We start from the raw sequence: 12,950 nt of genomic DNA on the forward strand, positions 1-12,950 counted from the left end.
TTCCCTCTGTCGCTATGACTGCTGAGCAATGTATTGCAGCATTTCATCGGCTGCACTGACCATTTTTGCGCTCATTTCATAGGCTCTCTGAGTGGCAATCATGTCGACCATTTCCTCCACCACCTGAACATTGGAACCTTCAAGTGCACCTTGTTTTAATTGCCCTGAGCCCTCGGTTCCTGCCACTAGCTCTACTGCTTCTCCAGAGCCTTCCGTTTCAGCAAACAAGTTGCCGCCTTGCGCAGCGAGTCCCGCTGGGTTCATGAATTTCACTATCGTAATTTGGCCTAAAGCCTCTGGGTTTACTTGTCCCGGAATCGTTGCTGTTGCTACGCCATCAGCAGTAATGCTCACCAACGTGGCTTCTGGCGGAATGACAATTTCAGGGATGAGTGGGTAGCCTTGTGTATTGACCAACTGCCCATCTGAATTGGTTTGAAACTGACCGTTTCGGGTGTAGAGAAGCTCACCATCCGAGTTCTCTATTTGGAAAAAACCGTCACCAAGTATGGCTAAGTCAAATTGCTGGTTGGTGTTTTGAACATTACCTTGAGTAAAAACTTTTTCTGTCCCTACTACGCGAACACCATTCCCTAACTGAATTCCTGTGGGATGTTCATTGAGTTCGGTGGTTTCTGTCCCCGCCTGCTTATCGACGCTGTAAAAAAGGTCTTCAAATACCACGCGGTCTCGCTTGAAACCGACCGTATTGATATTGGCAAGATTGTTAGAAATGGCGGTCATTTTCGCATCTTGTGCAGCCATCCCTGTTTTGGATATCCATAAAGCACTGTGCATAATTTTCTTCCTTAAGCCTTAAGTAGCTTATTCCCTATCTGAGCAATTTCATCGGCCGATGCCATGACTTCAATTTGCATTTCATATTGTCGAGTGAGTGACATGATGCTAACCAGCTCTTCGAGGCTTGATACGTTACTCGCCTCCAGATACCCGGAACGTACTTGAACCGTAAAGTCTTCAGCTAACACACCGCCTCCTTTAGGAACAAAGTGGCCGCTGGCATGCATGGTCATTTCATCGTATTCAGGCTTGACTAACTTGAGCGCACCTACCTCGACCGAGGCTTCTCCACCAATTGGAGTCACTGAAATCAGGCCGTTTGCACTGACGGTAATAAACTCAAAATCGGGCAGAATCATAGGGCCTTCGATTGACATAACACGGCGCTCACCAAGATAAAGCTGACCATTGCCATCTAATCGAAAGTTTCCCGCTCGGGTATACAGTTCATTCGGTTCGCCATCCAAGCCTTCTAAGGTAATAAACCCATCGCCATTAATAGAGACATCCAAAGGGCGCTCGGTGCGAATATCTTCACCTTGCGCAAAGTTATTAATCGACGAGTTGGTTCTAGAAGTCACGGAAGTCAAAAACCCTGAGCCTTCCAAACGCATTGGTGAGGAGTGTTCCATCAGAGCCTTAAACCCGACCGTGTCGGCATGAGAGAGGTTGTTGGCGCGAACGTGCTGAGCAAGCATGGTTCGCTCAGCACCTTTCGCTGCACTAAACAGTATTGGATTCATAGTCCTACACCACGTTGAATAGCGCTTGTGTTAACTGATCTGAGGTTGAGATAGATTTGGTGTTGGCTTGATAGTTACGCTGTGCGGTCATTAAAGCCACCAACTCAGAAGTCAGATCCACATTCGAGCCTTCCAAAGCCCCTGACGTTAAATCACCGAACACGCCACTGCCTGCAGTACCTAAAACTGGAGTTCCGGAGCTAAAGCTTTGTAGCCATGCGGTATCACTGGTTTTGATCAGGTTTTGAGGGGCGGCAAAGTCTGCGAGTACCACTTGGCCTTGCAGTTGAGATTGTCCATTGGTGTAAGTGGCAAAAATGCGTCCATCATTTTCCATTCGAACACTGGCATAATCACCGGAGGTGTAGCCGTTGGGACTATTTTTAGACACCACAAAGTCACTACCAAACTGAGTAACCGACGATAAATCTATATTGACTGTCACACCGTTTGCACCATTAGCTGGGTCAAAACTCACGCTGTAGTTCCCCCCTGATGCAATGGTTCCATCTGCGTTAAAGGTAAAATTAGCGCTATCAGTGGTAGTTGGAGAACCCGCAGGAACTAATGCGTCAGCGGCATTAATGGCTTGACCATCCACTAAAACATGGACATTCCAATCATTGGAAGCCCCTTTCACAAAGTACTGACTTACCGTATGTGGATTGCCCAGCGAGTCATAAACTGGGGTAGTGTAAGAATGGTTGTAGGTAGAAGAGTCACTGTAATCAAATGCCGCAGCAGGGACTTGCTCTCGCGCATCTAAATTAGCCACAAACTCGATACTGTCGGTCTCTCTTGCTTGCAGTGAAGCCGTGCTGATTTGTACTGTGCCAACCGAACCCAAGAGCAGATTATTATTGCCATCCACTGAATAACCTTGCAGCGCTGCACCGCTATTGGCGGTAATAACACCATCGGCATTCATATTGAAAATACCCGAGCGGGTATAAAGAGTTTGCCCTTTGCTGTCTTCTAAAACAAAGAACCCATTGCCACTCAAGGCCATGTCCAGTGAACGCCCAGTGCCCGTTACCGTGCCACTTTTCTCAAAGTTTTGCGACACACCAACTACTTCAACGCCACCAGCTTCACTTCCGCTGTAAACCGACGCAAACTCGGTTCTCGACTCCTTAAAGCCTGTTGTTGAAACATTAGCAATATTATTGGAAATAGTGTTGAGCTCTGAGTTAGAGGCATTTAGCCCACTCAGTGCAATACTAAAGCTCATAATGTCATCCTCTTCATTCAAAAGAGGCTATCTCCGCTAACTCTCTGGTTAGCGGAGAACGACAGCCGTCATCTTACTTACAAAAACTTAAAAAAGGTCAAAGACCAAAAATACTTGCGAAAATACAACTTAATTAGAGAAGGCCGCCACGTCGTAAAACGCCACTAAACCTACTCCTTGCACTTGCAGATGGCTTGTTCCGCCTACAAGCGGCGTTGTCACCTGCTCAACCTTGCCATGCTGATAAATCGCTGGCTGGTAATTTTGTCCACTGTCCAATGTCACTTTCATTTGGTACGCGCCATTCAGGCCCATCGCTTTGGCATCAAAAGCAAAATCAACCCGCCCTGCACTATTGGGGCCTAACGTTACCGTTTTCACTTGCCCAAGATGATTCACCAACTCGACAGCCACTGTATTGGACGCAGCTTGCAATTGAATATAACCAGTGTGTGTGCCCTCACCCGATGCGGATAGTTGGTCACTTTTGACGGTGACTGTTTTGTCCACCAAGGCTGTGGTACTCAGGACTTGCAAGTTATCGAGCATCGTTGTGTTGTTTTGCATCAACTGAACTAGGTTCTCTGTGCTCTCTACTTGAGAAAACTGCGCCAACTGCGCAACGTATTCAGTCCCATCTGTCGGGTTCAACGGATCTTGGTTTTCAATCTGAGCCACCATCAAGGTGATGAATTCATTCTTTAACGCCCCAGCACTGTTTGGGTTTTCTTGGGGAGGCAATGTTGACGCAGACTCAATATTATTGACCTGCGCAGCTCCGGATATAGTCGTCATAGGTATATTCCTTAGAAACCACTGGTTCGCAAATGCAGGACACTGCTAACTGCGCCACAGTCCCATTAGTGATTGCTGCATAGACTTGACGTTACCAAGCACTTCGACACTGGCTTCGAAACTGCGAGTCGCCGAGATCATATCAGCCATCTCGTTGACGACATTGATACCTGAGTAGTAAACATAACCTTCGTCATTTGACAGAGGATTGTTTGGTTCATAGCGCCCCTCCATCATCGAGGACACTTCAACAACGTCGGCGATGCGAATTGGTACCACACCTTGATGTTGGGTTTCTTGTGCATTGAAATGGTTGTAAACCGCGGAAAATATCGGTTTGAGTGGTTTATAAACTTTTGAAGGGTCACCAGAAACAGAATCGGCGTTCGCCAAGTTACTGGAGATAGTGTTAAGCCTCACGGTCTGAGCACTCATTGCTGAGCCCGCCGTTTCATAGATACCTAAGAATGACATGGTGTCCCTACCTAATCAATTCACTTACTGGCCCTTGATGGCCGTTTTGATACCGTTAATTTTCGACTGCAAAAATGCCAAGCTTTGGTGATAGTCCATCACATTTTTGGCGAATCTTGCCTGTTCATTTTCGAGTTCAACGGTATTGCCATCTCGCGTTCTTTGCACTGGAATCCGGTATTGTGCTGAGGTATCGATATACCAGTCTTTGCTGTTACCAATACCACTCAATACTGCATCAAACTTTAGATCCATTGCCTTGTAATTTGGGGTGTCCACATTGGCAATATTCGAGCTTAATACCGCTGCTCTGTCCAAACGAAACTGCACTATCTTGGGGTGAACCCCAAGCGCATCGTCTAAGTGAATCATGCCCTAGCCTCATCCATCATCGACCCGATTTAAAAGCAAAATAGGTCGTTATAGTTTTGTGTATTTCTCACTCAACCCAAGTTGAAATGAGAATGCTATAACCTATAGTTAGGAATAATTAGCGTGTCAAATTTGAGAACGCTCACAAATAGTAATTATTGGGACTTGACATGAAAGAATGTTCGTTAACTGAATTCGGTAACCCGAGTATTAAGATGCGTAAATTCCTGCTTAAACACGCCGGGCATTTCTCTAATGAAGTTGTTGATATTTTTAAATTTAACTTCTCTTGTCGACACGTTAAAGCCAGTTTTTCAGAGGCGCACAAACCACCTAAAAACAGCATCAAAACAGTGCTAAACATCGAAGACTTCGGTCATGTTTTTTTCTTTATCGAGCCACAAGCTGCCGATATTCTGCTATACAAGCACCTAAACACGCCATCACCTACCCGAAAATCGAAGAGAAGTAGTAGTGACACAACACTCACTCAAACTCACTTAAGACTGTTTCAAAAGCTCACTATGGCGATCACTAACATTCTTACTGCTGATGCAAGCCATTACGCGGTTGAACATACAGATCATCAGCCTTCAGACATTGGTACTACCATCACTTTCAGCTTCGATGAGCAACAAATCGACATCACTTTTATGTTGGATGATAGATATGTTAAGAAGCTACGCGACGTGATGGAAAGTAACGAAACTTTCGATAGAGAGGAAATCCTAAACAATTTGCGATATCAGCCGGTTGAATTGGGGTGTGTAATGCTCCACGGACAGTGCACGCTGCACGAGTTGTCCAAACTTCAACCCGGTGATTTTATGCCCATGACCTTATGTAAAAACTTGACGGTCAAAGTAAATGGGCACCCAACTTTTTTTGGCAAACTTCAATCTATTAACTCTGAGTTAGGAGTAGAAATCGATGGCTAGCGATAAACAAACTCCGCCCATTGACAATTCGATGAGCGACCTCAACTTACACGAAGAATTGCCAGATCTCGACGATTTGGATTTGGATGACCTTGCAGACGATATTGAATTCGAAGCTGAGCAAAGTGATGTCAGCAATGTATCCCTACTGAAAAGCATTCCTGTCGACATCACGGTAGAAGTTGCTCGTAAAACGTTAATCTTAGACGAGCTGCTTAATTTGAAAGCCGGCAGCGTAGTCATGTTAGAGAAACACGAAGGTGACCCGGTCGATATAAAAATCAATGGTACTGCATTTGGTACTGGCGAAATCGTCTCAAAGAATGGTCAATATGGCGTTAGGTTGTTGAGCATTATAAAAAAACCTAGCAAGTAGCTGTTTAGGCGAGCTCAAGGACGACAATGCCAATACGAATTTTACTGATGGTGCTTACTTTTTGGTTCTCTCCTACGCAAGCAGAGGGGCTGACTATATTGAGTGAAACCAACACATCAGAAGGGACTGAATACAGCGTTAAGCTGCAAATTCTGATATTGATGACGATGCTGAGTTTTGTGCCAGCGTTTGTCATCATGTGCACCAGTTTCACAAGGATCATTATCGTATTAGCGATATTACGCCAAGCCTTAGGATTACAACAAACGCCTCCTAATCAGGTTTTGATTGGTATTGCCCTGATCTTTACTTTACTGATTATGCGACCTGTCTGGACCAAGATATACGACACGGCTTATGTTCCTTATTCCACCGACGATATCACTCTAATGGAGGCCTTAGCCTCGGCAGAAAAACCACTGCGCCGTTATATGCTGGACCAAACCCAACGCAAAGCGCTCGAGCAAGTGACGAAAATAGCCGGAGAGAAAACCCTCGCCTCTGATGAAGAAATCCCTTTCTTAATATTACTACCCGCTTATTTGCTGAGTGAGTTAAAGGTGGCGTTTCAGATTGGTTTCATGCTGTTTCTGCCGTTTTTAGTGATCGATCTCGTTGTCGCATCTGTACTGATGTCCATGGGTATGATGATGCTTTCGCCACTCATTGTTTCCTTACCCTTTAAGCTCTTAGTATTTGTCATCGTTGACGGGTGGGGTTTGCTGATGGGTAGCCTTGCCAATAGTTTTTGGATTAGCGGATGAGTCCAGAAGAAGCCGTCACGCTGGTCAGTCAAGCCATATGGGTCATCATCCTGATGGTCTCTGTGCTGATTGTGCCCAGCCTTATCGTCGGCTTAGTGGTAGCCATCTTCCAAGCTGTTACCCAAGTCAACGAACAGACGCTGAGTTTTCTTCCAAGGCTTCTAGTGACCTTACTGTCCATCATTTTGGCGGGGCATTGGCTGCTACAGGAAATCAGTGACCTATTTCTGTTTATCTTTGATGCGATTCCGACGAAAGTTGGGTAATAGTGATGCAGCTTACATTTACTGAAATCACTCAATGGCTTGGTATTTTATGGTGGCCATTTGTCCGTTTAACGGGCCTATTTCTTATTGCGCCTTTCTTTGGTGACAACGCGATTCCTGTAAGAGTTAAGCTACTGTTTGCTTTTATCTTTTCGTTACTGCTGGCTCCGCTAGTCCACGAAGTGCCACCCTTTAATCCATTTAGTATCGATACCCTATTGTTTTCTCTGTATCAGTTAATTTTTGGTTTCCTCGTTGGCTTCGCCGTTATGATCTTCTTCACTATTTTTTCTATTGCAGGACAAGCTATTTCGATGCAGATGGGACTAGCGATGGCGGTGATGAATGATCCAACTAATGGCATCAGTATCGCCATTATTGGACGGATTATGTTTATCACCTCAATGCTACTGTTCCTATCCCTTGATGCGCATTTGGTGGTGCTGTTGGTGTTCAAAGAGAGCTTTACCTATTGGCCGCTTGACTCCACTTTCCCCTTCAGCAGTATCGATTATGTACTCAAAATGGTGTCGTGGATGTTTGCGACAGGTTTGCTAGTGGCAGTGCCCGCGATAGTGGTGATGCTGCTTAGTAACATCACTTTTGGTCTGATGAATAAAGCGGCCCCTTCCCTAAACGTGTTCGCACTTGGTTTTCCAATGACCATGTTACTGGGCTTATTTGCGTTAATGGCATCCTTAACGGGTATTGGCGATCACTACTTTGATTTAGTTCTGGAGCTTAACCAACACCTGCATTACATGTTGAGGCTACCTAATGTCTGAGCATCAAGATTCGGGCGATAAAAGTGAACAGCCCAGCCAACATAAACTCTCCAAAGCTCGCAGAGAGGGACAAGTTCCGCGTGCCAAAGAGTTTGTCTCTTCTATCACCCTTATCAGCGTGGTGGCCTATTACGTCCTGAATATCGATATGATTAAGCAAACATTTATTGAGCTGTTCTTAGTCAGTTTTCAATTCGATACTCAAACCATCAGCCATTGGATGACTTCGGTCGAACTGTTAGGCACCGCCCTTTTTTCCATGGTGATGTTGTTTTTTCCGCTATTGATTTACCAAATTATCGCCGCCATATTTGGCTCTACCTTATTGGGAGGGTGGATTTTCAGCCCTTCACTACTAACGCCCAAGCTTGAAAAAATCAGTCCTATAAAAGGGATAAAGCGTATTTTCTCAACACAGTCCGTGGTGGAGCTGTTTAAAAATGTGTTTAAGGTAACGCTGTTTTTCAGTTTGTTGTACTGGGTGATTTCCAGCTATATCTCCGTCATCACTAACCTGGTAAGTGCCCACTTTGATACTGTGGTGTTCACTGTCGCTACGATTACCATAGAGTACCTTGGTTACTTGCTGCTTATTGTTCTGATATTTGGCCTTTTTGACTTCCCCTATCAGCGTCATGAATTTACTAAGCAAATGAAGATGACTAAACAAGAGGTAAAAGATGAGCATAAGGAGCAAGAGGGGCGCCCAGAAGTGAAGGCGCGAATCCGACAAATCCAAACTCAAAATGCCAAACGAGGTGCCAATGAAAGAGTGCCAAAAGCCAATGTGGTACTCACTAACCCTACGCAATATGCCGTCGCCTTGATTTATGATTTGACTCAGGCCGAAGCACCTTTTGTTGTTGCGAAAGGCAAAGATGAAGTGGCGGTATACATTCGTGAATTGGCAGCGAAACACAGTGTTGAAGTGGTGGAAAGTGCTGAGCTTACTCGAGCTATTTACAATACGACCCAAGTTGACCAAATGGTGCCTAATCAATTGTTTGTGGCCATCGCTCACATTCTTACCTACGTTAACCAACTGAAAGCATGGCGCCAAGGACAAAGAAGCAAGCCAAATGGCTTGCCTCGTTTCGATATCCCTAAGGTTTGGTCTGATCCTAATGAACCGGCTGAGTAACCGTCTCTAGTCTGACAGCCGACACTTTAAACTCAGGTATTTTGGCGTAAGGATCCGTAGCGGTATTGGTTAGCTTGTTCGCCGCAGACTCGGCAAAGTGGAACGGCACAAATACCACACCTTGTTGCATTCGCTTAGTGACAAAAGCAGGCGCACTAATTTCACCACGGCGTGACACCAGTTTCACGGTCTCACCATTAGTAATACCTAATCGCTCTGCTTCTTCCACACTCACCATAATGCGTGGTCCCGCAAGATTGTCTAACCCTTTAGTTTTACGAGTCATGGTACCAGTGTGGAACTGTTCTAGAAGACGCCCCGTCGTCAATATTAACGGGTATTCGTCATCAGGGAGCTCTGCGGCATATTCGAATGGAATAGCTTTCATCGCCCCTTTACCGCGAACGAACTGGTCTTTGTGCATGATGCGCGTACCAAATGGCTTAACCTCATTACACGGCCATTGCAGACCATTACCACCTATCGACTGCCAACGAATACCATGATATTGCGGTGTTACATCGGCGATTTCCTCAGTAATATCCTGAACCGTTTGGTAAGCCCAATCACTGCCCATAGCATTGGCGATTTCTTGAATAATGCGCCAGTCTTCTTTCGCTTCACCCGGAGCTTGAACCGCAGGCACTAAACGCTGAACTCGTCGTTCTGTATTGGTAAAGTGTCCAGCCTTCTCTGCAAACGAGTAAGACGGCAGAACCACATCCGCGAGTTGTGCGGTTTCCGTTAGGAATATGTCCTGAACCACTAAGAAATCGAGCGACTTCAATCCATGAACGGCGTGAGCTTGGTCTGGGTCACTAAGCACAGGGTTCTCGCCCATGACATACAACGCCTTAATGTCACCATCACAGGCACCATCAATGATTTCCGTCAGCGTTTTACCTTTCTCTGTCGGTAAGGTATCACTATTCCAAGCCTTGGCGAATTTGGCCTGAACCTCTGGATTAGTGACCTTCTGATAGCCTGGATAATCCGTTGGTAGAGCCCCCATATCACATGAGCCTTGAACGTTTGATTGACCACGTAGAGGGTTAATGCCGCCACCTTCAACTCCGACGTTACCACAAAGCATTTGTAGATTGGCTATCGAGCGCACGTTGTCGTGACCTGTCGTGTGCTGCGTGATTCCCATCGAGTAGAACACTGACGTGACTTTTGCCGTGCCAATGAGCTCTGCCAATCGCTCGATATCGAACGCAGCCACACCGGTCACCAACGCAGCATTAGCCGGTGAGTAAGACTCTTTACGAATCTCTTCAAGCAAGTCGCTATAACCTTCGGTGCGCTCTTCAATATAGGCATCATCTTGCCAGCTATTTTTATCAATCACATGCATGATTGAGTTAAGTAACATAACGTCTGTACCTGGACGGTGACGAACATACAATTTGGCATGATCGACCATATCGATACGTTTTGGATCGGCCACAATCAAGGTTGCCCCGTCCGCGACTGCTTGTTTGATATGAGAAGCAATGATTGGGTGAGCAGCACTGGTGTCTGAACCAATAATAAAGATAACGTCCGAGTGTTTGATACTTGGAATATCGTTGGTCATCGCGCCACTACCAAACGCTGCTTCCAAACCTGTTACTGTCGAGGAGTGACACAACCGCGCACAGTGGTCGATATTGTTGGTGCCAATTTCACGACGGAACAGTTTTTGAAATGCGTAGTTATCTTCATTAGTGGTTTTTGCCGATGAGAAACCAGCCAAGCTGTCACTGCCATACATAGACTTAATTTTACTCAGCTTATCAGCGACGTACTGCACGGTTTCATCCCAAGAGGCAGGCACCAATTCGCCTGCTTTTCTAATCAGTGGCGTAGAAAGTCGCTCTTCACTTTGGATGAAATCAAAGCCAAAGCGGCCTTTCACACACAACATGCCTTGGTTTACTGGAGACGTTTTATCCCCTTTGACGTAACGAATTTTGTTGTTCGCCGCATCCACGTATAGCTCAACACGACAACCTACCCCACAATAAGTACAGATAGTTTTCACCGGTGTCAGCATCTCGATTCGACCGTGAGATTTATCTCGCTTATCAGACAGCGCTCCCGTTGGACACACCTGAACACACGCACCACATTGAACGCAGTTACTATCGCCCATAGTGGCACCGTTAGGAAAAGAAGGACGATGTGACGTTTCTGAAAAGTTTAATATACCGTGAACCGATTCGGTCTGACACGCATGAACACACGAGCCACAACTAATACAACGGTTTGCATCGAAAACAATAAACTCGCTGGTTTTGTCCACTGGGAACATTTTGCGCTGGTTAATGTTTATCTCTCGATAATCCACTTTGTACTCAGTGGCGTAATCGCGAAGGTCACATTGAGTGTTTGCTTGGCAGCCACATTCTAAACAGCGCGCAGCCTCGGCAATGGCCTTCTCATCCGACATACCCAGTTCAACTTCTTGATAAGTTGTTTGGCAGGCTTCTACTGACAACTGCTCAGCTTTAGCTCGCGCTTTGGCTTTTTCTTGCAGATATTCTGTTTGGCGAACTTCGCTCAAACGCTCTGCTTTGTGACTATTAAACGCTCTAGGTTCAGGTTTAAAGTGACCTTGAAGAATGTAACGCTCAATAGCATCGGCAGCCTTCTTGCCATCAGCGATAGCTTCAATGGCAGTCGCTGGTCCACGTCTGAAATCACCAATACTGTATACATTGTAACCATGGTGCATCGAATCACCGTCAGAAGACGCAGTACCCCAATCGGTCAAAGGCAAAGGATGTTTGGCGGATTTAAGAAACTCGACGTCCGGTTTTTGCGATAGCGCGGAGATAACAGTATCAAAAGCGACAGTCTCAGTTTTACCGGTAGAGACAGGGCGGCGGCGACCAGAACTATCAGGCTCTCCCAACTCCATTATCTCTAACTCGATATGCTCAACACGCCCCTGTGAATCGGCAAGATTGCATTTGGGATTGGTCAAAAACTTAAACTTAACCCCTTCTAGCTCTGCCGCTTCAATTTCATGCAGTTCGGCTGGCATTTCATTTCGAGTACGACGATAAATAATGGTCGTCTCCGCACCTTCGCGAATGGCAGTTCGTGCACAATCAATCGCGGTATTACCACCACCGATCACGGCCACCTTCTTGCCAATGGTGAAGGTTTTGTCCGTCATATGGTCTTTTAGGAAATCAACACCAAGTACACAGCCCTCTAAGTCAGAGCCCGGATACGGCATATTGACCGCTTTGGTTGCTCCAACAGCAAGGCAGACCGCTTCATAGTTGTCTGTCAGCTCATCAAGAGCAATATCTTTACCAAGAAGTGTATTGGTATGGATTCTCATCCCACCACGGCACATCAGCTCAATTTCTTTATCCAGAATATCTTTCGGCAAACGGTACTCTGGAATGCCATAGCGAAGCCAGCCACCAGCCTCTGGCATAGATTCAAAAATGTCGACAGCAAAACCTTGGTAGCTAAGGTAATAACCACATGCCAATCCACCTGGCCCTGCACCAACAATGGCGACTCGGTGGCCGTTGTAAGGGAGTTTCGGCGGCTCAAATTGCTCGGCTAGCGATAAATCAATATCTGCGGCGTGACGTTTAAGCTGGCGAATTGCGAGCGGTTCGTCAACCAAGGTACGACGACATTCATGTTCACAAAAAGCAGGACACACACGACCAATGGAAATCGGCATAGGTAGCGTGTCTTTGATGATTTTTACGGCTTCGTGATGATCGCCTTGTGCGATATGGTGTAGGTAGGTTTGAATATCGACATGTGCAGGACATGCGACTTTGCAGGGTGCTTCACAGTCGGCATTGTGATCCGCAAATATTTTATTGAGTGCCTGTCTTCTAAGGTTGTTAATTTGAGCGGACTGAGTAACGATGGTCATGCCATCTTGGATTTTTGTCTCACACGCCTTAACAATACCTTTCCCCACCACTTCAACGACACAAAGGTCGCATGACTGCTTGTCGTCGTGCTTACTGATGGAGCAAAGAGAAGGGACATCAACTTGAATATCTTTTGCGACATCTAGGATGCTCTTGTTTTCGCGCAGAAGATACGTTTGACCGTTGATAATTACATTCATATAGAGCTATCTCTTTCAGATCGATGAAAAAACTCCACTGAACTCGCACTCGAAAGCACACGACGCTATCGCCGTGTAAGAAAGGTAACACGCAGTTTATTGACGCTATCTAGCGACTGAAAAACCTCGTAGACACAAAACCTTGTAATAAGTACGACAAACCATCAG

At 45.9% G+C, this 12,950-nt stretch carries 13 protein-coding genes; 6 read left to right on the forward strand and 7 right to left on the reverse strand.

The window, feature by feature from the left end; genetic code table 11:
• Positions 1–12 precede the first annotated feature (12 nt).
• The 6 genes from flgG to L2W36_RS21520 form a co-directional block, all read right to left on the reverse strand.
• A complete protein-coding gene (gene flgG / locus L2W36_RS21495; RefSeq protein WP_006074308.1) occupies positions 13–798 on the reverse strand; it encodes a flagellar basal-body rod protein FlgG in 786 nt (261 codons plus the stop codon).
• An 11-nt stretch (positions 799–809) separates the two neighbouring features.
• Entirely contained in the window at positions 810–1,544 is a 735-nt protein-coding gene (locus L2W36_RS21500; protein ID WP_236111588.1) for a flagellar basal body rod protein FlgF, read from the reverse strand.
• 4 nt (positions 1,545–1,548) lie between these two features.
• Positions 1,549–2,775, reverse strand: a complete 1,227-nt coding sequence (gene flgE / locus L2W36_RS21505; RefSeq protein ID WP_006074306.1) for a flagellar hook protein FlgE — start codon at positions 2,773–2,775, stop codon at positions 1,549–1,551.
• A gap of 129 nt (positions 2,776–2,904) precedes the next feature.
• A complete protein-coding gene (locus L2W36_RS21510) occupies positions 2,905–3,570 on the reverse strand; it encodes a flagellar hook capping FlgD N-terminal domain-containing protein (RefSeq protein ID WP_236111592.1) in 666 nt (221 codons plus the stop codon).
• Positions 3,571–3,615: 45 nt separating this feature from the next.
• Positions 3,616–4,044, reverse strand: a complete 429-nt coding sequence (gene flgC / locus L2W36_RS21515; RefSeq protein WP_006074304.1) for a flagellar basal body rod protein FlgC — start codon at positions 4,042–4,044, stop codon at positions 3,616–3,618.
• A 24-nt stretch (positions 4,045–4,068) separates the two neighbouring features.
• Positions 4,069–4,416 (reverse strand): flagellar basal body protein, encoded by a 348-nt coding sequence (locus L2W36_RS21520; RefSeq protein ID WP_006074303.1) that lies wholly within the window; start codon positions 4,414–4,416, stop codon positions 4,069–4,071.
• Positions 4,417–4,586: 170 nt separating this feature from the next.
• On the opposite strand from L2W36_RS21520, the gene L2W36_RS21525 reads away from it, so the two are divergent.
• The 6 genes from L2W36_RS21525 to flhB are packed head-to-tail and all read left to right on the forward strand — an operon-like array spanning position 4,587 to position 8,686.
• A complete protein-coding gene (locus tag L2W36_RS21525) occupies positions 4,587–5,354 on the forward strand; it encodes a FliM/FliN family flagellar motor switch protein (protein ID WP_006074302.1) in 768 nt (255 codons plus the stop codon).
• Positions 5,347–5,730, forward strand: coding sequence for a FliM/FliN family flagellar motor switch protein (locus tag L2W36_RS21530; protein ID WP_006074301.1), 384 nt, complete (start codon positions 5,347–5,349; stop codon positions 5,728–5,730). The genes L2W36_RS21525 and L2W36_RS21530 overlap by 8 nt, the downstream gene beginning before the upstream one ends.
• 26 nt (positions 5,731–5,756) lie before the next feature.
• Positions 5,757–6,494 (forward strand): flagellar type III secretion system pore protein FliP, encoded by a 738-nt coding sequence (gene fliP / locus L2W36_RS21535; RefSeq protein ID WP_124940740.1) that lies wholly within the window; start codon positions 5,757–5,759, stop codon positions 6,492–6,494.
• A complete protein-coding gene (gene fliQ, locus L2W36_RS21540; protein ID WP_006074299.1) occupies positions 6,491–6,760 on the forward strand; it encodes a flagellar biosynthesis protein FliQ in 270 nt (89 codons plus the stop codon). Before fliP ends, fliQ begins: the two co-directional genes overlap by 4 nt.
• Before the next feature lie 5 nt (positions 6,761–6,765).
• On the forward strand, positions 6,766–7,545 hold the full coding sequence (gene fliR, locus L2W36_RS21545) for a flagellar biosynthetic protein FliR (RefSeq protein ID WP_236111594.1): 780 nt from the start codon (positions 6,766–6,768) through the stop codon (positions 7,543–7,545).
• Positions 7,538–8,686 (forward strand): flagellar biosynthesis protein FlhB, encoded by a 1,149-nt coding sequence (gene flhB, locus L2W36_RS21550; protein ID WP_062462695.1) that lies wholly within the window; start codon positions 7,538–7,540, stop codon positions 8,684–8,686. Before fliR ends, flhB begins: the two co-directional genes overlap by 8 nt.
• On the opposite strand, the gene fdhF is transcribed toward flhB, so the two are convergent.
• The gene (fdhF, locus tag L2W36_RS21555; RefSeq protein WP_236111595.1) at positions 8,667–12,782 is read right to left on the reverse strand and encodes a formate dehydrogenase subunit alpha; all 4,116 of its coding nucleotides are present in this window, start codon (positions 12,780–12,782) and stop codon (positions 8,667–8,669) included. The genes flhB and fdhF overlap by 20 nt on opposite strands.
• Positions 12,783–12,950: the final 168 nt, after the last annotated feature.

This window comes from Vibrio sp. McD22-P3 (assembly GCF_021568915.1).
Classification (GTDB): domain Bacteria; phylum Pseudomonadota; class Gammaproteobacteria; order Enterobacterales; family Vibrionaceae; genus Vibrio; species Vibrio mediterranei.

Bases quoted from the DNA above. Each gene is read 5' to 3' on its own strand.
- L2W36_RS21530 (WP_006074301.1), top strand. From the start codon at position 5,347: ATGGCTAGCGATAAACAAACTCCGCCCATTGACAATTCGATGAGCGAC.
- flgC (WP_006074304.1), bottom strand. From the start codon at position 4,044: ATGTCATTCTTAGGTATCTATGAAACGGCGGGCTCAGCAATGAGTGCT.
- fliQ (WP_006074299.1), top strand. From the start codon at position 6,491: ATGAGTCCAGAAGAAGCCGTCACGCTGGTCAGTCAAGCCATATGGGTC.
- L2W36_RS21525 (WP_006074302.1), top strand. From the start codon at position 4,587: ATGAAAGAATGTTCGTTAACTGAATTCGGTAACCCGAGTATTAAGATG.
- flgE (WP_006074306.1), bottom strand. From the start codon at position 2,775: ATGAGCTTTAGTATTGCACTGAGTGGGCTAAATGCCTCTAACTCAGAG.
- fliR (WP_236111594.1), top strand. From the start codon at position 6,766: ATGCAGCTTACATTTACTGAAATCACTCAATGGCTTGGTATTTTATGG.
- flhB (WP_062462695.1), top strand. From the start codon at position 7,538: ATGTCTGAGCATCAAGATTCGGGCGATAAAAGTGAACAGCCCAGCCAA.
- flgG (WP_006074308.1), bottom strand. From the start codon at position 798: ATGCACAGTGCTTTATGGATATCCAAAACAGGGATGGCTGCACAAGAT.
- L2W36_RS21520 (WP_006074303.1), bottom strand. From the start codon at position 4,416: ATGATTCACTTAGACGATGCGCTTGGGGTTCACCCCAAGATAGTGCAG.
- L2W36_RS21500 (WP_236111588.1), bottom strand. From the start codon at position 1,544: ATGAATCCAATACTGTTTAGTGCAGCGAAAGGTGCTGAGCGAACCATG.
- fdhF (WP_236111595.1), bottom strand. From the start codon at position 12,782: ATGAATGTAATTATCAACGGTCAAACGTATCTTCTGCGCGAAAACAAG.
- fliP (WP_124940740.1), top strand. From the start codon at position 5,757: ATGCCAATACGAATTTTACTGATGGTGCTTACTTTTTGGTTCTCTCCT.
- L2W36_RS21510 (WP_236111592.1), bottom strand. From the start codon at position 3,570: ATGACGACTATATCCGGAGCTGCGCAGGTCAATAATATTGAGTCTGCG.